The sequence below is a fragment of the Bdellovibrio sp. HCB209 genome (genome assembly GCF_047306065.1).
Lineage (GTDB): Bacteria > Bdellovibrionota > Bdellovibrionia > Bdellovibrionales > Bdellovibrionaceae > Bdellovibrio.
Genome location: NZ_CP178618.1, coordinates 871,577 through 891,587 on the forward strand (window position 1 = coordinate 871,577; position 20,011 = coordinate 891,587).

The 20,011-nt window shown below is 45.8% G+C and carries 18 protein-coding genes; 15 read left to right on the forward strand and 3 right to left on the reverse strand.

The genetic code is table 11. The features are described 5' to 3' along the window. The first annotated feature begins 99 nt into the window (after positions 1-99). The 4 genes from ACLVWP_RS04285 to ACLVWP_RS04300 all read left to right on the forward strand — a co-directional run bounded on the left by ACLVWP_RS04285 (position 100) and on the right by ACLVWP_RS04300 (position 4,153). Positions 100-1,878: a DNA topoisomerase VI subunit B gene (locus tag ACLVWP_RS04285; protein WP_413560304.1), complete on the forward strand. Its 1,779-nt coding sequence runs from the start codon at positions 100-102 to the stop codon at positions 1,876-1,878. Beyond that, the gene (locus ACLVWP_RS04290; RefSeq protein ID WP_413560305.1) at positions 1,878-3,041 is read left to right on the forward strand and encodes a DNA topoisomerase VI; all 1,164 of its coding nucleotides are present in this window, start codon (positions 1,878-1,880) and stop codon (positions 3,039-3,041) included. Before ACLVWP_RS04285 ends, ACLVWP_RS04290 begins: the two co-directional genes overlap by 1 nt. A 65-nt stretch (positions 3,042-3,106) precedes the next feature. Further along, positions 3,107-3,658 (forward strand): NADAR family protein, encoded by a 552-nt coding sequence (locus ACLVWP_RS04295; protein ID WP_413560306.1) that lies wholly within the window; start codon positions 3,107-3,109, stop codon positions 3,656-3,658. 60 nt (positions 3,659-3,718) lie between these two features. Continuing rightward, positions 3,719-4,153 (forward strand): hypothetical protein, encoded by a 435-nt coding sequence (locus ACLVWP_RS04300; RefSeq protein ID WP_413560307.1) that lies wholly within the window; start codon positions 3,719-3,721, stop codon positions 4,151-4,153. A gap of 178 nt (positions 4,154-4,331) precedes the next feature. Here the strand turns inward: ACLVWP_RS04300 and ACLVWP_RS04305 are convergent, their stop codons facing one another. Then, the gene (locus ACLVWP_RS04305; RefSeq protein WP_413560308.1) at positions 4,332-5,915 is read right to left on the reverse strand and encodes an ArnT family glycosyltransferase; all 1,584 of its coding nucleotides are present in this window, start codon (positions 5,913-5,915) and stop codon (positions 4,332-4,334) included. Positions 5,916-5,995: 80 nt separating this feature from the next. On the opposite strand from ACLVWP_RS04305, the gene ACLVWP_RS04310 reads away from it, so the two are divergent. Continuing rightward, positions 5,996-7,054, forward strand: coding sequence for an MBL fold metallo-hydrolase (locus tag ACLVWP_RS04310; protein ID WP_413560309.1), 1,059 nt, complete (start codon positions 5,996-5,998; stop codon positions 7,052-7,054). Position 7,055: 1 nt separating this feature from the next. Next, positions 7,056-8,474 carry an aspartate ammonia-lyase gene (aspA, locus tag ACLVWP_RS04315; protein WP_413560310.1) on the forward strand — a complete coding sequence of 473 codons (1,419 nt, stop codon included), beginning with the start codon at positions 7,056-7,058 and terminating at the stop codon, positions 8,472-8,474. 36 nt (positions 8,475-8,510) lie between these two features. Here aspA and ACLVWP_RS04320 read toward each other — a convergent pair whose 3' ends face one another. After that, positions 8,511-8,996: a hypothetical protein gene (locus ACLVWP_RS04320; protein ID WP_413560311.1), complete on the reverse strand. Its 486-nt coding sequence runs from the start codon at positions 8,994-8,996 to the stop codon at positions 8,511-8,513. A 397-nt stretch (positions 8,997-9,393) separates the two neighbouring features. Between ACLVWP_RS04320 and ACLVWP_RS04325 the strand changes: the two genes are divergently transcribed. The 9 genes from ACLVWP_RS04325 to ACLVWP_RS04365 all read left to right on the forward strand — a co-directional run bounded on the left by ACLVWP_RS04325 (position 9,394) and on the right by ACLVWP_RS04365 (position 19,015). Then, on the forward strand, positions 9,394-9,666 hold the full coding sequence (locus ACLVWP_RS04325) for a hypothetical protein (protein ID WP_413560312.1): 273 nt from the start codon (positions 9,394-9,396) through the stop codon (positions 9,664-9,666). 95 nt (positions 9,667-9,761) lie between these two features. Next, entirely contained in the window at positions 9,762-10,472 is a 711-nt protein-coding gene (gene mtgA / locus ACLVWP_RS04330; protein ID WP_413560313.1) for a monofunctional biosynthetic peptidoglycan transglycosylase, read from the forward strand. A 313-nt stretch (positions 10,473-10,785) separates the two neighbouring features. Continuing rightward, positions 10,786-11,331: a protease gene (locus ACLVWP_RS04335; protein WP_413560314.1), complete on the forward strand. Its 546-nt coding sequence runs from the start codon at positions 10,786-10,788 to the stop codon at positions 11,329-11,331. Positions 11,332-11,340: 9 nt separating this feature from the next. Next, a complete protein-coding gene (locus tag ACLVWP_RS04340) occupies positions 11,341-14,076 on the forward strand; it encodes a hypothetical protein (RefSeq protein ID WP_413560315.1) in 2,736 nt (911 codons plus the stop codon). After that, positions 14,073-14,666 (forward strand): hypothetical protein, encoded by a 594-nt coding sequence (locus ACLVWP_RS04345; RefSeq protein ID WP_413560316.1) that lies wholly within the window; start codon positions 14,073-14,075, stop codon positions 14,664-14,666. Before ACLVWP_RS04340 ends, ACLVWP_RS04345 begins: the two co-directional genes overlap by 4 nt. 51 nt (positions 14,667-14,717) lie before the next feature. Continuing rightward, entirely contained in the window at positions 14,718-15,830 is a 1,113-nt protein-coding gene (locus tag ACLVWP_RS04350) for a hypothetical protein (RefSeq protein WP_413560317.1), read from the forward strand. A 30-nt stretch (positions 15,831-15,860) separates the two neighbouring features. Then, on the forward strand, positions 15,861-17,459 hold the full coding sequence (locus ACLVWP_RS04355; protein ID WP_413560318.1) for a hypothetical protein: 1,599 nt from the start codon (positions 15,861-15,863) through the stop codon (positions 17,457-17,459). Between the two features lie 3 nt (positions 17,460-17,462). Further along, entirely contained in the window at positions 17,463-18,341 is an 879-nt protein-coding gene (locus ACLVWP_RS04360; protein ID WP_413560319.1) for a hypothetical protein, read from the forward strand. Between the two features lie 71 nt (positions 18,342-18,412). Continuing rightward, the gene (locus tag ACLVWP_RS04365; protein WP_413560320.1) at positions 18,413-19,015 is read left to right on the forward strand and encodes a hypothetical protein; all 603 of its coding nucleotides are present in this window, start codon (positions 18,413-18,415) and stop codon (positions 19,013-19,015) included. Positions 19,016-19,070: 55 nt separating this feature from the next. Here ACLVWP_RS04365 and ACLVWP_RS04370 read toward each other — a convergent pair whose 3' ends face one another. Beyond that, the gene (locus ACLVWP_RS04370; RefSeq protein WP_413560321.1) at positions 19,071-19,838 is read right to left on the reverse strand and encodes a hypothetical protein; all 768 of its coding nucleotides are present in this window, start codon (positions 19,836-19,838) and stop codon (positions 19,071-19,073) included. Positions 19,839-20,011 lie beyond the last annotated feature (173 nt).

Below are 20,011 nucleotides of genomic sequence, written 5' to 3' on the forward strand. Positions count from 1 at the left end.
GTTGCGCCTTTGGTCTTGATTTGTCCACCCGCGTTGAGACTAAGCTATCAAAGTCATTGCATTAAAATTCGTTAACATCGTTATAAGGACTAAGCGACTGTGAGCAAAATTACTAAAAGTAGTACAGCTGAATATTTTGCTAAAAACCTCCAGCAAGTCGGGTTCTCGTCTCCTTTAAAAGCCGTTTTGACGACTTTGAAAGAAGCCGTAGACAACTCGTTGGATGCTTGTGAATCTTCCGGCATTTTGCCTGATTTGTTAGTAGAGATCTCTAAAGTAGGATCTGGTTCAACCAAAAATACTGATTTAATTCGCATCGTTGTCGAAGACAACGGTCCCGGAATCGAAGGCGAAGATCTAGCCAAAGTTTACGGGGAATATCTTGCGTCTTCCAAGTTCGGTCGTGGGCAGTGTTCCCGTGGTCAACAAGGTATCGGTATCTCTGCGGCTACAACGTGGGCGCAGATGACAAATGCTCGTGGTGTGAGCGTTGTTTCTAAGACTAAAAAAATGCGTAAAGCGATTTCGGCGCAAGTCGATGTCGACATCAAATCCAACACGGGCCTTGTGAAAAACAAAGAGTCTATGGATTGGGATCGCGATCACGGAACTCGTGTTGAATTCATCCTTGATGGACGTATTCAATTGAACGGTGACGGTGGTATTTTGACGTATATCGAGGGCACAATCCTTGTGAATCCTCATATGACGATCACCTACAAACTGAACGACGCAGACTTCGTTACTGTGGCTCGTGTTAGTACAGAAGTTCCAAAAGTTCCTGAGGCTTCATTGCCACATCCGCACACGTTTAAATTGGGTGAGTTTATCACTCATTCCACGTTGTTCGGTAAAACGACTTTGTCTAAGTTCTTGAAGACTGGTTTCTCTCGTATTTCAGATCAATCTATCTCTGATTTCGTGAAAAAAGGTCTTCCGAAAAACCTTCTTGAAAAGCCTCTGACATCATTGTCTGAAGAGGACTTTAAAAAGGTGTTCCAAGCGGTTCAAAATACAGATTTGATGGCGCCTTCAACGAAGTCAGTTTTGACTGTTGGTGAGGAAGCACTTTCTAAATCTATCACTCGTTTGGGTGAGATCGACTTCTTTGCAGTTGTGACTCGTAAACCGACAATTTGTGACTTTAAACCGGTTGTGGTTGAAGTTGCATTGGCGCGTTTCAAAGACCGCAATCAGCAAAACGATTCTCCGGTAACACTTCTTCGTTTCGCCAATCGTGTACCACTTCAGTTCGATAAATCGGGCTGTGCGATCACTTGGGCGATCGAATCTGTAAACTGGAAAACTTATGGCTTGGGTCAACCTAAAGACTCTTTGCCACTAGGTCCTTATATCTTTGCGATTTCTATCGTTTCTCCGTTCATCAAATTTAAAAATGCCTCGAAAGAAACTATCGATGCATCTGAAGAGTTGGTGGCAGAGATTCGCTTGGCATTGATCCAAGCAGGTCAAAAACTTTCTCGTCACATTAAAAAAGAAGTGAAGGAAGCAGACCTTGAAAGAAAATTGGCCCATATTGAACAATTCGGTCCGATCCTTGTTGAAGGTTTGGCTCGAATCATCAATGCACCTGAATCTCGTAAGAAAAAAGCCGAAGAAGGTTTGAAAAAACTTTTGGGCCGCGATTCTGAAGAGGCGATGGCGGACTTGGAAGCAGCGGAATCTAAACTTTTGGCGCAAAAACAGCGCGAAAAGAAAAAAGGTATCGACCATGGTGACGAAGAAGAAATCGATGTGATTTCTGCAGAAGACATCCATGAAGAAGCCCAAGGAACAAAAAAATCTACGACGAAAAAAGCCGTTGGTACGCAAAAAGCGGTAGCTACGACTAAGAAAACGACTGGGAAAAAAGCGTAATGGCAAAATTACTTAGCGTTCGCGAACTTAAAATCGATATTCCTAAAGAGGCCCGCATCTTGGCTGACAAGATGTTGAAGGACCTTGAGTCTTCTAAGCGTCCAGTATTGGAAGCAGTTAAGACTTCATTGGACAACTCTTTGTACAATTCCAAAGTAGGTTACCTAACTCCGGGTGATAAAGTTGTTCGTACGGAACTAAACGTTTCGTCGGTACAAAAATTGGCCCGTGTGGTTTTCGTTTTGGAAATTCTTTTGAACAACTTGGAAATTGGCTCTGTAAATACAAAGCGTGAGCTTTATTACATGTGCAAAGGTTTGATCAAAGGGAACTCTCGTTTGAAACCGTTGGATTTCGATGATCAGTCTGAATCAGATTCTATCATCGACTTTATCGGGGACATGCTTGAAGTGTACCGTGAGGAATTGAACTGTTTCGCCAATGACCGTGGTGGACAAACTTATTCTCAACAATTGGTTGTAACTGAAACTTTGAACGATGGTGATAAAGCCGTTGTCGATCTTTCAACATTGGGTACATCTCCATTCCAGCCAAAAAATAAACCTCAAGCTTTGAAATTGAAGGCGAAAAAGAAAATCGACTTCTGCTTGATCGTTGAGTCCGAAGGTACGGCGAATACGCTTGTATCCATGGGTTTCACGAAACGTAACAACTGTATCGTGATGGGTGCTCAAGGGGTTCCATCGAACGGTGTTCGTGGTTGGTCAAAACTGATTCAGGACGAACTTGATGTTCCGATGTACTTCTTCGGAGATCTCGATGCGTACACAATGCAAAATATCTTCCGTACTTTGAAGGCGGGTTCTGCGGCATCTTTGATCCGTAACTCCAACTTCTCTGCACCGAATGTTAGATTCTTGGGTGTATTGCCTGAAGACGTTAAAAAATATGATCTTCCTCACTACAAAGTGAAAGAATCTGATCCAGCTGAAGCACGCGCTTTGAAAAAAGCCAAAGATGCTTTGGAAAACGATCCGTTCTTCTTGGATAAAAAGAACAAAAACTTGGCAGACATCCTGCGCTGGTTGATCAAAGAAAAGATTCGTTGCGAGCAACAATCTTACTTCTCTGTAGATCCAAAAGATCCAATCAAAACAGAAAAGCTGATCCTAGAAAAAATCAAACGCGGATCTTACGTGTAATATCAAAGGCAACCTTCGGGTTGCCTTTTTTATTTGTCTTGATAGGCTGAGCCCGCGAGGGTTCTATGAAATTCATCATCTTTGTTCTGCTACTTATCTCTCAAATTGCTTGTGCTCATCAGTCGCAATCGTTGGCAAAAACTCCGCCGGTTCCCTATGAAGGTGAGATTTTAGATTTCTATTCAACCAAAGATGCTTACGGTGAGTTTTCAAATTTTGCGGCTTACCCAGTTTATGTTGATGAACAGTGGTGGAGAACTTCCGAACACTACTACCAAGCTCACAAATACGACAAACCAGAATTGATTAAATGGGTGCAAGACGCAGAAACCCCGATGGAAGCAGCCAAACGCGGTCGTGACGGCACAATTCCAAAACGCGCTGACTGGAATGACCGCAAAGACGAATTCATGGAAAAAGCCGTCTGGGACAAATTCACTCGCCACGAGGAACTAAAAGTCCTTTTGCTTTCCACAGGTAAATCTAAAATCTACGAACACACCAAAAACGATTGCTACTGGGGCGACTGCGGAGACCGCACCGGCGAAAACCGCTTGGGCCTATTACTAGAAAAAATCCGCGACTCCCTAAAAGGTACGTCCTTACCTGTGAAGTAAGGCCGTACCTTGTGACGCGCTATCGCTACCAAAAGTGTGTCCGTACTTTAAGATGAATCTATGAAACAGACGTTGAAGATCTTAATCAGTTTAAGTGTTGTAGCAATTCTAGGAGCTTGTGCTCACGAAGACGAAGCACCTAAAGACTTAGCCACAGATCACTTCGAAGTATCCGCCCAAGGCGGCGACGACAAAATCGTCCGCAACGGCGGTCCCATCGTCGAAGTCATTAACATCTCCGGCACTCTCAAAGTAAAAGGCGTAAATCAAAAATACATGAGCGGCCTAGCTGTTCAACTTATTGATCGCGACGCCACAATCTATGCTCGTGCAAAAACAAACTCTGAAGGCGGCTTCCAACTAGTCGGCCAAATCCCATACGGCTTGTACCTAATCAGAGTCGTCGACAAAAAATTCAAAGGCCAACTCCCAGTAAAATACCACGGCATCGATCTCCGCGATCTAATTGTTCCCGTGCAACCAGTAATTCGATAATTCAGACATACACAGACTTGAATCTGGTGGACTGCTAGCTAGGCAATGCAGCGACCTCCGTGGGCGCCTGGATGGCGCGCACTCGCCGAAGGCGAGCCACGGCTTGAGCCATGGATGGCGTGTCGCGGAATTGCCTAGCTAGCAGGCCGCCAGGTTCAAGGCGGCTTTCATGACGGAATTAGCGTCGAGCAGACGGGGGAAGTTCTCCCGGAGAGTAGATGATTCCTTGGAAGTTCTTGCAAAGGTTCACATAGAAAGTTCTTGCGTGAACTCCGTGACGGAAAGTCATGAGTTTATCGCGTGTGCAGCTGTCGAACTTTGCATACTTCAGCGGATCGTGGTCGTACTTTTCTGTTGTGACTACGATGGCGTCTTGGCCTTCTAGGTTTTTCATTTCGTCTACAGGTTGCATGACTGTGTAGTTACTCACTGTGGAGTTTAGCATGTAGATCTTTTCTTTTGCTCCCCACGTAGTTTGTGCTGTGGTTTCGTAGCGAAGTGCTGCTAGGAATGGACGGTGTCCAGTCTCAGCGTGGATTTCTCTTTGGCGGCGTAGGATGTAGCGACCCAAGTCTTCCCAGCCTGTGAACTCGTTCGAGAAATCGTAAGTTGTGTTCCACTCTTTGGTTGGTGCTACGGCTTTAAATACTTTTGGTACCCATGGATAGATGAATGGAGTGTAGGCGATCAAACCCAGTGGAATGAAGAATGCTAAGATTCCGTAAGTGAAAACTTTGCTGCGTGACTTGATGATTTGGCGTTGGCCCCATTTCAAACCTTGAGACCAAATGAAACCGGCACCCATCAAGAGCAATGTGTAAGCAGCACCTGGCCAGTGCGGTTTATAATCCGCAAAGAACGGCTGAGGATAGAACATCAAGATCGCAGGTGCCGTCATGCAGAGTAAGAATCTCCAGCGGGCCTCAGAGCGTTTTACGATGGAATTGATAAAGGCCAAGGCGATCAGTACATACAAGAACGGAGTGCAGAACAACAACTGTGCTGCAAACCATCCGCCCCATCGGCCGACGCTGAATGTGCCGCCTTCTTGATGGCGATCGTGGAATTGATAGCGGAATCCTGGCCAGTCATGCAGATGGTTCCACCAGAAGATCGGTGTACACAAAACAGTGGCGATCAAAAAGCCCACCCATGGCCATGGTGTTAGCAAATCTTTGCGACGACTTGGTGTCATCAACAAGTACAAACCAAAACCTGGAGCAAGCAAAGCGATGATAAACTTGGAGTTCAAACCCAAGCCCATGATCACGCCTAAGTACAGCCAAGTTTTTTTCGTCGACCAACGTGCAGAGTCCTCGCGCACGCCTTGCCAGAATACATAAGCTCCCGCAACCCACGCCAATGCAAATGGAGGTTCTGGTGAAGCCACATAACCGCCGAAGCCCCAGAACGGAGACCACAGCATCACAAAGCCAGCAAAGATCGCCGCCGATTCGTCGAACAGATCGCGAGTCAATTTGTAGAGCAAAACGATCATCGTGGAAAAACAAATGAAGCCAGGCAGACGAACACCTAATTGGTTGTCGCCAAAGATCGAGGTCGTGATGGCTTCAAGCCAAGCAATCATGCCGGGATGATCGAAGTAAGAAAGTTGCAAATCCTTCGCCCATGACCAGTGATAAGCTTCGTCATCGATCAGGCCGATATTGAGGCTGAAAAAAGCTCTGAACAAAAGTGTCAGAATAAACAGGACAAGGACTTTTTGATGGGTCGTACTTTTCTTCCAGAATTCAGTAATCATCCATCTGTCGTAGCCTTAGGGGCGAGTCATGGCAATAATTCCCCTCGATGAAGCTGCGTGTAAAGTGCTATCTTTTAGCTATGAGATTCAGACTGTTTTTATTGCTCTCGATAATGGAGTTTCTTGTGGGCTGCGCAGGAACTTTTAAGTACTACGATCCAAATATTCCTCATCGCGGGAAGACGGGATTTTTGAATAATTACGACAACACTCCTAAGCCGAGTGTGTTGAAGTGGTATTGGCAGCGTTGGACGACTACCTTCCCTAAAGAAGATCCTGCAGGCGCGCCGATCATTCCGGTGAATTTGGAAAACATAAGAAATCCTCGAGGTCTTACGATCACATGGCTCGGGCACTCTGCGATGTTGGTACAAATGCAGGGTATGAATGTTCTGACAGACCCGGCGTTATCGGAACGCGTGTCTCCGGTGAGTTGGGCGGGACCGCAACGTTACGGAACTCTGCCATTAGAATTAAAAGACCTGCCGCCGATTGATGTGGTGGTTATTTCACACAGTCACTACGACCACATGGATGTCGAGTCGCTTAAAAAGATTCAGGATATGAATGGTGAGCGAACACGGTTTTTGGTGCCCCTGGGCAACAAAGAATTTTTGCAAGCCGAAGGCCTTCGTCAGGTCGAAGAATTTGACTGGTGGCAGGATGCCAAGGTGGGGGAGCTACAGTTCGTTTTCACTCCCGCCCAGCATTGGACGGCGAGAGGCCTTTTTGATCGCAATGAGACCCTGTGGGGAGGGTGGATGATCCAAGGAAGCGCTCAACAGGTCTATTTTGCAGGGGATACGGGCTATTCCAAGGATTTTCAGGACATCTATCAGCGCCTAGGTGCGGTGGATGTTGCTCTTATCCCGATTGGTGCCTATTCTCCTCGCTGGTTCATGCAGCTGGCACACATTGACACAGATGAGGCCGTTAAGATTCATCAGGATCTTCACGCCAAACTGTCTCTGCCAATTCACTGGGGTACTTTTAAACTGAGTGATGAGCTGATGACGGAACCTCCAGAAAAACTGCGCGAGTCTTTGCAAAAAGCAAATCTTCCGCTAACGGTTTTTCCGGTATTGAAACGTGGTGAGACAGTTACTGTAGATAACGTCTCCAGAAAGAATGGAAAGTAAAATGAGTCAGTTCAGAATTGAAAACGATCTTTTGGGCGATAAGCAAGTTCCTGCGGATGCATATTATGGCATTCACACGCTGCGCGCGATTGAAAACTTTGAGATCTCTGGACTAAAAATTGGCCAAGACGAATTGTTCGTGCGCGGTTTGGCTTTGGTAAAAAAAGCCACTGCATTGGCGAACGGTGAATTGGGCACTATTCCTAAAGACGTTGCAAAAACAATTGTCGAAGCGTGTGATTTGATTTTGAAAGATCCCAAAAAATGGGGCCCACAATTTCCTTCGGATGTTTTCCAAGGCGGTGCGGGGACTTCTGTGAATATGAATGCCAACGAAGTGATTGCAAATATCGCGTTGGAAATTCGTGGTTTGAAAAAAGGCGAATACAAAACGATTCACCCGAACGATCACGTCAATAAATGCCAATCAACGAACGATGCCTATCCAACAGCCTTCCGCGTGGCTTTGTACGAGCACTTAGGTGTCGCCGTAAAAGCCGTTGATACATTGGCAGAATCTTTCGAGAAAAAAGGCAAAGAATTTTCAAAAGTTTTGAAGATGGGCCGCACACAATTGCAAGATGCCGTTCCAATGTCCTTGGGACAAGAATTCAATGCCTTTGCAACATTGCTTAAAGAAGACAGCCGTCTTCTAAAAACAGTTCAAAAATTAATTCTAGAAGTAAACTTGGGTGCAACAGCGATTGGCACAGGCATTAACACACCAGAGGGATATTCTGCTCTAGCGGTCAAAAAACTGGCAGAGGTCACAGGCTATCCATTCGTGATCTCCGAAGACCTGATCGAAGCCACAAGCGATTGCGGCGCCTACGTGATCATCTCTGCTGCATTAAAACGCACGGCCGTGAAGCTTTCAAAAATCTGCAATGATCTTCGTTTGCTAAGCTCCGGTCCACGCGCAGGCCTCAAAGAAATCAACCTACCAGAATTACAAGCCGGCTCTTCCATCATGCCAGCCAAAGTAAACCCAGTAATTCCTGAAGTAGTAAATCAAGTAGCCTTCAAAGTAATCGGCAACGATTTGACAGTAACTTTGGCAGCAGAAGCCGGTCAGTTGCAGTTAAACGTTATGGAGCCAGTGATCGCATCCAGCATGTTTGAATCGATCCAATTGATGACTCAAGCCTGCTACACGCTAAAAAATAAATGTGTCGACGGCATCACAGCCAACGCCGACCGCTGCCGCGACTACGTAATGAACTCCATCGGCATCGTTACTTACCTTGATCCTATCATCGGCCACGCCGAAGGCGATCTCATCGGAAAAATCTGCGCCCAAACCGGCAAAAGCGTAGCCGAAGTAGCCCTAGAACGAGGAGTAGTAACTCAAGCCCAACTTGACGAAATCTTCTCGACAGAAAATCTATTGAACCCAAAATACATGGGCAAAAAGCACTAGAAATAAAAAAGGCAGGATTTGATCCTGCCTTTTTTTTTAGTTACGCTTTTTGCGAGCTTGGTTGCGGTGCTCTTCGTGCCAGTTCTTACGGGCTTTCTGGTGATGCTCTGGATGCTTCTCCGTTTTAGGCATGTGCTGCAAAGCCGCCTTCAATTGGGAGTGCAGAGGCATAAGATCCACGCCTGACATTAAAAGACCACGGTATTGTTTCGTGAAGCTTTCTGGCGGTGGGTTTTCTTCGAATAACAATCTTTCGATTTCAGCACGGGCTGTTTCGCCGTGTTCTTCAGTGATCAATTCAAGCTCTGTCATGATGTCGATATCCGCCATCAAAGACGTAAGCTCGCGCAACCATTTATAGCGTTCAGCCGTTAGCAAAACGTTGAACCACTCATTAGGTTGAGCTTCATAACCCACTTCGCTATCGAACTGCGCTTTGAGGGAGTTCAAAACTTCTTTTTGCAAGGCCCATAGAGCCTGGCGAACTAACATTGCATGGGAGTGGTGGGATGATTTCGTCATTGGGACACCCTACCGTATGGAAGAGGTCCTGTCACATTAGCGCCTAGTTTTTCGGCAGCGTGTAATGGGAACTGGCCCCTTAGAGTGTGGCGACGAGAAAAGTGAGCTTTCAAATAAGCCAGTGGCTGCCTTTATTTGCAGCACGGCCATCCGGGCCTCACTGCGCGAATTTTCCGCATCGTGCGGGCGCAGAGGCTGTAAATAAAGGCAGCCACTGGCTTATTTGAAACACGACATTAAAGGACGCCACACTTAAAGGCGCCAATTTTTTACTAAAATAGACAATGGACTTGGCAAAATGGGAGGTGTCTTCTAAATCGCTATTCTAGTTGGCTGATTCATTTTTCCAGTGCTAAAATTAACAATTGTTACCCAACAATGGTGTCCTGGAGGATGAATGAAATTAGGGAAGAATGTATTCACAGTTTTAGCAGCCGCTTTGATGGTTTTAACACTTTCAATGCCTTTCGCAGCTGAAGCGAAAAAGAAAAACGGCAAAAAAGCCAAAACATCACACTCTCAAGTACAAAAAAAGAAGAGTGGCAAAAAAGCCAAGAAGGCTAAAAAGAAAAAAGCAGCAGAGTCTGAGGCTCCAGCAGCAGCAGCTCCAGCAACTGAAGCCCCTGCGGGCGGCGATGGTGTTGGCGTAGTTGAGCCACCTCCGCTATAGTATTTAAAACAACCTCAAAGTCCTCCGGCGGGAGGACTTTGAATTTAAAGAGTTAGCGCAATTTGAAAAATATTTGGATCAGACTTAGAAAATTAATGTTTAAAGCCGTCTTGCTCTTTATCGTGAGCAGTCTTGGTTTTGTTCTGATCTACCGCTTTATCCCGGTTTATATCACTCCACTGATGGTGATCCGTTCCGCTCAATCTATTTTCTCTGACAAATTCGTAGGCATCAATCATGACTGGGTTCCTTTAGAGGACATCTCTCCAGCCATGCAAAAGGCTGTGTTGAAAGCTGAAGACTATCGTTTCTTTGAACACAATGGTTTTGACTACGACGCTATTCAAAAGGCGATGAAGTACAACAAGACTCACAAGCGCATCAAAGGTGCGAGCACGATCTCTCAGCAAACCGCTAAGAACGTGTTTCTGTGGCCGAACCGTGATTGGCTTCGTAAAGGTATGGAAGCTTACTTTACTGTGTTGATTGAATTCACATGGCCTAAAGAGCGCATCATGGAAGTTTATTTGAATGTGATTGAAATGGGTCCCGGTGTTTACGGTGTAGAGGCCGCTGCACAAAAGTACTTCAAGCGTCCGGCCAAGAATATCAATTCTTCGCAAGCCAGTTTGATCGCAGCAGTTTTGCCGAACCCACGTCGCTTCCGCATTGATCGCCCAACGAATTACGTTGTTCGTCGTCAGCAGAAGATTCTGTATCGCGTGAGTCCGCCATTTCCCAAAACAGAATCCGCAAGCTTCTTGGATTTCTTAGATTTTAAATTCGATTCTGATAACGAAGAGTAAGATCTTTCTCTTAGCGATCTGTAATTCACTCGTTGCGTAAATTCATTTCCAATACTTAATTTATAAGTGATCCCTTAAAATTTGCATGGAGCACTTCCACTGTTTTCTCGAGTGAAAACTGCTCCATTATTTACGTTAACATTAAATTGTTTTTCGTTCTCTTCAAGTGTTCTGGCAACGTTCATTACAAAGAAATTTCTATTCACTCCAAATAGTCAGCGATACGAATTTACACCAACACACAACTGCATAATCAGGTCACTCGCACGTAGGCACTCAGCCTGATATGCCAAGACTATTGGAGAACAAAAAGATGAACAGCAAACGCGTATTAATCGTGTTGGCATCGCTATTCCTTAGCTATGCATCGCAGGCGAATGAATTCGACGAGGGATCCGGTGAATTCAATCCTCCAGCCAGACCTGGTTACAGTGAGGCCGATATTCAACGAAAGATTGAAAATGAGATGGCGATCGCTTGCTCAGGCAATCTGTGTAAAGTGGTGGGACAGGACAATCAGGGATCTGGTTGGACAGTGCAGTTCCAAGTGGGCTACGGCAACAACAACAATAATGGCAATGGCGATACGATCTATATCGGTGGCAACAATGGAAACAATAACGACAAAGGTTTCGCAAGCGTCACTGTGACGTACAGAAACTTCAAATGTCATTCAAACCTGTTGGTGACTCCGGCGGTTTACCGCTTCGTAAATACCTACCTTTACAACATGGTGAACTCTGACGGTTCGGTTAAGAGAAACTTCTCTCCAGCGGATCAGACAGTGATTTTGTTCTACACAACAATGTTGAACAAAGTAAGCGCATGCGGCATGGGCGGCGGCGGCGGACTTAACTAGGAGCGGGCTATGAGAGGCATCGGAGTTTTACGCGCGGGTGTTTTGTTGATCGGTTTTATGAGTGCGGTGAGTGCTCATGCGGATGCGGCGGCATCCTCCTCGACAGATCTTCAGTTGAACAACTTAAGAATCACAAATAGAGCACAGTGCGCGTTGGACTCCGATACTCCGACGGATACGGCCTTTATCGTTGTTGATGGATACAATGCAGGGAAGCTTTCGTATTCTTTGGCTAAAAGTGTGGGGTTGGACCCGGTGGGTACCAGCACTCAAGGTATGCGTGAATTCCGTATCGCGGTGTCGCGTTTGACTAAGACTATTATGAACCGAATTTTCACCGGCAGACTTCCTTTGTTGCCGTTGAATTTAAAAACATCAAAGCTTGCGCAATACAATTCATTGGCAGCTCAATGTGATAAGAAAACTTACTGTCCCGAGCTTAATAGCTATCTGGCTAAAATTTGGGACAACTCCGAAGGCGCAGGTGTGCCTTGGAATAAAATTGATAACTTCACGGCCGCGAACTTTTTAAAGCTTTCTGCGAAAGACCGTGTTGGTTGTCAGTACATCAAAAAATTCTCAGGACTTCAGGGGCACTTGCATACGACGGAACTAGATGTGGCGTCGTTGCAAGACATGGCTCAATCCTATATCAGCATGGAGAAAAACATCACGTCTTGTGAAGACCAAGACGGTGCTTTGGATTCTCGCAATGCGATCATTCAATTAAATCTAAAAACTGATAGTGCATTTAATACCTACGGCTTTGATTTCTGGAACAGCGTAAAGGTGTATTTATCTTTTGCCTGGAGATATTCAAATATCCCAGCGCAGGTCAGTCCACAAATGGGGGAGTTGTTTAAATCCATCGCTTTGGAAGAATCCATCATGATGGTGTCGAATGGCTGTAAGAGTATTGAAAAGCCATCCTGTGATGCTGAGACATTATCTATGAACAGCATCCGCGAGTTGGCAAAGCCCGGGACAAATCCGGCGGACTCTTTCCGCGAAAATCCAGAGGGACCAGAGAAAGACACGATCAATAAGGGGGCTCCCGGCGTCAACGACGATTTCCTGGGAACTCGTGGTTACAAGGAAGCGTCTGATTGGGTGGAAAATTTCCGTAAGAACTATGTTGAAAATCGCGGCTCGATGAAAAATCGTCTGCAAAGTGCGATTCAATTCCTGAATGTCTTGTCGGCTTCGATGACGGCTGAAGAGCTTTCGGAATTTGTGAAGCCAATGGCTTTGGCAGGGAACTACTCAAACGAACACCGTGACGAGCTTTACTATCTGTGCACGGAATCCCGCTTGGCAGGTGATAAGCGTCTGGATTTCATGCGCACGGGTATCGACACGGTCAAACAGATGTCAGTCATGCAGAAAGCTTTCGAGGGGTCTCAGAAATCATTGGATGATATCTCGGCCTATTTCGACGAGGCAGAAAAAGGTGTGATCGGATTCTGTGATACGTTGGAGCGTCAAAATATTTGGAATGTGGCGAACTACCAGGTGAATCGCAATGGCTTTCATACTTGGGCCAAGGAAATTTTGAACGTTCCTAAAGCTGAGCCCACGGCGCCAGAGTTTCAACCGATGGTCTTCGGAGCACCGTTGTTAGTTTGGAATAAAGAAAAGGGCAATGAACCTGCGAACGTGATCTGCCAAACGGGTATGGACTGTGCGCGCCGAATGACCAAGGCGATGGTGGATCTGTATGCGGTTTCCAAATATGCAGACGCGTTCTTGCCCGTATCAGGAACAGTATCGTCTCCAGATATCTTTAATCCCTATGCAGATCTAAAAGCCTGCAAGATTTACGATCCTTGGTATCAGACTCGTCGCGCGAACAAACGTCTTTTTGCGGATTTAACCAGCACGGCGTTGTTTGGGTGGAATGCTTTACCCATGTATATCGATGTTGATTTCTCAGCACCAAAGGTCACAAGTCTTAAACAGATGATCGACAATGGCTCAGTGAAGTTTGATCCGTCAATTCAGAAATCAAAAATGCAGTATGCGGCTCTTGCAGACTTCGGTCCTTTGGTGGGGGCTCCTTGTGCGGTTTCAATTGCTCCGAACAGTGCTAAGGCCTTTGATTTCTATGCATTCAACGGGATCACACTAAATTACTGTAAGGCGAGTACGGATGGCACATCTGTCGGTGAATCCAGTGGCATGGTTGATAATAGAACTCCCAAGGCCCGCTCTTACTGTGGGGGGTGTTCGATCAATTTTGTTGGCGTCGCTTCGGGAACTGCGATGGCAGCCTCGAATATCTTGCCAATCAATCCGATTAAATTGGGAATCTATTTCTTTAGATCTATTCATCGCTTTGTTCAGGCTAAAAAGGACAAAGTTAATATTCCGATCTCTTCGGATGTGAATTTGGTGAAAGTTGCTGAGACTTATAAAAAGTACGGCTTCATACCAGAGCACTGTGTGAATCAGCTCGGCGCCGGTGTGGGTTGCTATCAGGATCTTTGTGCTGCAAAAGCCGCCGAAGCTTTTGAACGATACACGGGTAAAAAAGTTGAGAGTTTGAGATCTGATGGCGCTAGTGGTTCGATCACTAAGGCATTGTTGATTAAGTCATCACTTTGTGACGGCGAAGTGCGCATGAAATTCAATTGCTCTGACGATGGTTCGAAATTCTCTACATTCGAGAAATTCGGCGGACTTTACGGCAAAACAAAAGATTGCCGGAATGCTTTAGGGCAAACCTTCTTTGGAGGTGTTAAGTGAGATTCCTGACGGTTTTATCTTTGACGCTGCTTATGTCCCTCCAGGTCTTCGCATTCAATGTGCAAAGCGGATACATCCAAGAGGGCAGTCAGTATGTGAAGGCCACACAGATCACTTGTGATTTTACCACAGGGGCCTACTGCAACACGATTTGCGGCGATTCAGCAAAATGCGTTCGTAAGGAGCCTTACTGCCGCAACTGCGCGGGAACAACGTCTCCACTTTTGCGTCAGCTCTTTACGGAACTCTCTAGACTTTTTGAAGTTAAAAATCAGCTGACGAGTTTGCAGCCCTTGGCTCATTTCCTGGCGGCTGAAAGCTACGTGATGCTCGATCTAAATAGCGTCTTTAATTATTACTCGCCTGTGGGCGGAGAAGTGTTTTTGAACGAACTGCGTGGATTCTGCGGAGACCAAGCTGACACAGCCTTGTTGGTGGTGAAGCTTGATCCCGTTCATCAGCCGCAAAGTTTGAATTATGTCTTGTGTAAGAATGCCGAGGGTAAAACTCTGGCTTTCGAAGCTGGATCAAGACAGCCAGGGTTCCATCAGGAACCACTAAAAACCAAAATCGAATTTAAATTAAACTGAGGTCTTTCAGTTTATTATACAACTCCCTGAGAGGGGAAAAAGGAGAACAACATGAAACGTATCGTGAAGGCAGTAGCGACAACAGCTGTCACGTTGATGGCGTTGCAAGCGAACGCTGTTCAAGTTACATACACGTTCAGAGTCAACAGCTCTGGACCAAGCATCTATCCTTGTAATGCGGGTCTCTTGACTGAAAATCCGTATCAAGGCGACAAAGCAATTTGTTATACATCTGACACTCATGAAGTCTGTAATCCAGATTGCGTGGGCGTAGACTGTCAAGGTAATGACAATGGCAAGCCAGGCCCAGATCTTCCAACTCCGCACTCTGCAGCGTTGCAATTGTTCGGCGGTGGTGGACACCAGCCTCCACATCAACCTCCAGGTCCTCCAAGAAAAAATGTCTGCGAATGTACAACAGAGTACGGTCGTAAAAATGGTAACTACATCCATGCGACATACATCCCTTGGGGTGAAAGCCAAGATCCACATAAAGACGTGATCTCTGGTCAAGGCAATCAATTCGCTCAAGTATTCTCTGGCGAAGTGGATGCTTACAAAAATGTTCTTAGAACATTGTCCTTCAATCTAGGTTCAGAGTTGTACACGGCGAAATACTTCGTGGACATCTGCTACCGTGGATCACAAATTGACTACGGTACATTGAACACAAGCTGGAACATCTTGGCAGAAACTGCTGTGACTGACTTCGGTTTTGCACCACAAGGTCAAGGCTACAGCAAACTTGCTGACCTTGAGATGAAAGCTTACGTGATTTGTACAAATCAAAACAAGACTTGCGAACATGGCAACTGTAACGAGTACGACACTCAGATCAACTCTGCCGAAGTGGCTCAATACAACCAATCGTTCTTGCAAAACTTGACTCCGGGTAAATTCAATTACTCTGACAAGTCTAACTGGTCTCCAGCAAAAGGCTCTTTCACTCAGTTGATCGACAACAAGTGGGAAGACTTGGGCAACCACGCGGCTCCAAAATTCTGTAAAATCCGCTACGTATACTCCGAGACTAACGGTCTAGATAAAAACAAAGCGAAACACAGAAAATGGCAAAAGCACGGTGCTAACATCTGTACTCATACAAAAATCGAGATGGCATCTATGGGCGAGTGCTCTAACTGCGGCGGCGGCCACAAGCACTAGTTGATTCAAACACTTTGAAGAGGAGACCTTATGTTGAAAGCTCAAATGAATTCGTATCCCGTTCATAAAGGCAGCCGATTGCTGTCTCTTCTTCTCGGTGTCGCTGTTGTGACCTGCGCAGGTTCGGCGTCTTACGCCGGCTGTGTCGTGGACAACGACGAAAAGATCCAACTGAATATTTCCCCCGAGACTCGTTCTTGGGGGGATTATCAGGGGAATCAAATGATCACGGCTTCTAAAGTCTATGAATGCAAAGAAGACGTCGGTCGTTATCTAATGATTTCATTGGGGGCCACTCAATGGAGCAGCTCTTCCGATGTCAAAGACACTTTTATCTTTGATAACTATCAGCCAGAGGTTTGCAGTATGCAGAACTCTAAGGTGGTGGCATCTTACAATCCCCAAAGAACCAAGGCGAACTTCAGTCGCCAGTATAAATTCTTGCGCAGCTGTTTTGATCTGCGTGTGGTGGACCTCGGCAGTGCACCAATTATCGCTAAAGAAAATCAAGAGTTCTGTAAGATCGAAAGAACCTCTGACGGCGCACTTATCCTTAAAGGCGATATGTGCTTCTTGAAAATTCGCTCGCAAAGTCAGTTTGCGATTCAACCTGTTTTAAATAAGCGTTGCACTGATGCAGATTATTTAAACTCTTTGGGTGTTCAAGCCCAAGACATCTATGCAAACATCAATATCCTAACAACCGGAGATGATACCGGATATAGCACTGACGTCGAAAATATTGGAAGTCGACCGATGCATATCAATATTACCCCGAACTCCAGTTTGTTGAATCTGTCCGAAAATTTCGGCACAGGTGTTCCAAGATTTACTACCAGCTATAATATCAACTCCGATTGGGGCGATTTGAAAATCAGAACCGATTTTAAAGAAAAAACCGAATTCAATCTTTCCTTCTTTGTTTCTAATATGGTCGATGAAAAATGTGCGGGGAGTGCTTGTGCAAGCTCTTCGAACTTTACTCAACCTTTCGTGGGCCAAGTGGAGTTGTTCAAGCTTCGTAGAGGAGGCAGTCCTCAGTTAGTGGAAGAATGGTGGGACGGGGGCTTGGTTCCTCCGAACTGGCAAGGGTTCGTCAAAGGTATCAAATACCGCGTGCCAGATACTGTTGTTGAATCGGGAGGTCGCTATCGCATGATCGCAACTTTCCAAGATCCAACCGATGACTATGCGATTTTCTTAAACGGTTTGCGCCAAATGCTTATGCGTATGTATGACATTGAAGGCTCCACGGTGGGCATTGATACATTGCCAGCGTTATCGACATTGTCGACTCTGGGAGCAATCCCTGGTTTCGGTGGAACTCGTGTTTTGAATTCAAACAATCAAAGTGTCGATTTGGCAGAGACAATCAAAGGCCTAGAAGAAATCATCAGCTCAACCGTTTGGCCGCCTTATTATGAATCTATCTGTGACGGTTCGAAATGTGTGAAGTTTGGCAAACGTAAATTCCATCAGCGCTTGGTTTTAGAATTCACTGTTAAAAAGCCCGAATACGAGGGTGAAGATTTAGAACTGCGCGATATCCAGATGCAAAAGATTTCTCCAGTTTTTGATAGCTACCCAATGCAGAAATCAGATTTCGTTAAACTTCAGTGTGGGGGCTAGATCATGAAATGGATTTTTGTCGCTATTGTATTTTTCATGGCCTTGGCATCCCGAGCAGCGGTAAATATCCAAACGGCAGTCGATGCAACGACTGCTGAGGAACTTTACCTTTGTAACGCAAGTTTGCGCCATCCTATTCTGCAAGCAGAACAGGAGTGTATCAACCTCTCTGACGGCAAAGTGTGCTCGCCTTACGAGACTGACCCCAGCAAAGGCGCATGCATGTGCCGTGCAAAAACGAACTATGGCGATCAAATCCTGGCTTGGGATCAATACGGCGAAATTCAGAACGCTTTTGGGAGTGATGATTGGATGAGTTTGGTTCCCACCACAAAATCATTCGGCAATAAAATCTCAAGATTAGATGTGGCTTTGGGAAGTGAAAACCTTGGAGCCGAATACTCTGTGCGCTTTTGCTATGCAGGACCGCAGGAGTTAAAACAAAAACAAGGCAACACGACGATAGATCTGACGGAAGGTAAATACCTAGTCGACGTTTCCCTGATGGGTAGTAACTACAATCAGGCGTTAGATCGCGTGACGTTCTCGTATCAATGCGATTATCGCTACCGCGGCAATCAATCCGGCCCACGCAAGAAAGGCGATACAGCCCCTGCTAGTGGCACCGTAGAAAACGATGATGGCAGCACGACGACAATCTTCGGTGGGGGAGGTGGCGGTCGTCCTGGCTCCGTCAGCTTTCTGCAGCGAGCACTTGGTCTGAACAGCAACTCCACCCAAGTCCCGCGCTTTTGCATCTTTGAATTTAGATTCAAAGAACTCGCAGGCAAAAATCTTGGCCGCAACACAAATGCAACCCAAGTGAACTTCTCCGGCAAACTCCGCATCTGCAAGCAAGGAACTTGCCCTTCAGGCTTGTAGCTGGCGCGCAGCAAGTGTTTCCTAGCAAATGATCCCTTGACCCGAATACTTAAGGGTACAATCATTTGGGCATGAAGGTTACCGAAGAGATCTATGAAATGCTAACGGCCTCGCCCGAGGAAGCCAATAAGATGGCTCTTCTGCTATTGCAGTCGGCTCGTACTCAAGAGCAGAAAGATTCCATCAATTGGGCAAGAGCGTATGCTTTGGTTGAACTCAAAGAATATTCTGAAGCCTTAGAGATCTGGCAGGGGATCTTTGATCGAACTCATGATCACAAGGCACTTCATCAAGTTGGCTACGTCCACAGGGCTTCGAAGAACTTGCCGATGGCCATCAACGTTTTTAATCAAGAATTCGCACTGATTCCTCACGATGATAAGCAGTCCAAGGCCGTGAATCTGTACGAACAGTCCTACTGCCATCTTTTGATCGGATACATGCGCAAAGCCCACGAAATTTTCGTCGAATACGAAAACCTACCGATGAGCGAATTCGACATGGTCGAGCGCGGCTGTTTTTACCGTCTGAAGGGTGACCTTTTCAAAGAGACCGACAAAAACGTCGCGAAAACTGCCTACGAGGAAAGTATAAAGTTCTTCACCGAGGCAAAGGACGAAGAAGCCATTCGCGAAGTCCAAGAACGACTAAAAAATATCTCTGCGAACAAATAAAAAAATCCCGCCTTGTGAGCGGGATTTTTTTGAATCTAATTTTTAAATTTAAAAACTATTTCTTTTGAGCTTTAGCAGCCATTTCGATCATGATTTTATCACAGGCTTCCAAGTCAGCTTCAGTGATCTCGTAAACTTCTTTGTTATCAAGATACTTCCAAAGTGCTTCCATTGTTTCTTTCGGTAGGAAAGAAAGAACGTTGCCAGATTGGTACTCACGCTCTTTTTCGTCATAAAGACCCAAGAACGTTTCGTCACGGAACCAGCTTTGTTTGTTAGCTTTTTGGATTGTTGCTAATTCATCGTCAGATGGATCACGTTGCAAGAATTCAAAGAAGAAACCTGATGGCTTCGCACCTGGCAAGTACCACTCACCAGAGAATACTTGGATCAAGTTTTCGTGATCGTCTTTCAAGATCGGAGTCACGAATTGAACGCCACGCTCAACCATGTGTTTGTGGAAAGCGATCAAATCTGGAGTACGCAAAGCTACGTGCTGAAGGTGAGCCGTGTTTTCGTGACCATCCAACATTTGGCGAACGTGTGAAGGTTGATCTTTAGGCTCAGAAGGTTGAACCAATGCAAAGATCGTGTTCAACGGATCGCCAGCTTTAGGTTCCCATGTACCAACGCGAGTTGCGTAAGTCATAGAAACGTCTTTAGCGCCGTCTTTGCCTTTGCGCTTTTTTTCATAAAGAAGATCGTCAGGAGTTGTGCCGAAGATGTTGCGGAAAACAACGTAAGAAAGTTTGTAAAGCTTTGGATGGAACAACATTGTCATGTGGTCCACAGCAAAGTTCATAAATGCTGGTTTTTGTTTCATAGTTCTCTCCTGAAAATTTGCCTTAAAATAGAGCCCAGATACTAAAAATCCCTACGCCCAGGGTCAAGCGCAGAAGTGCATAATTAAATGCGGCTTTGCGTCTCCACCGCCGCTGTATCTATGAGAGCTATTTAAATGACCCCAGAGTAGGGGCGCGCCCCGGGGCAACGTGT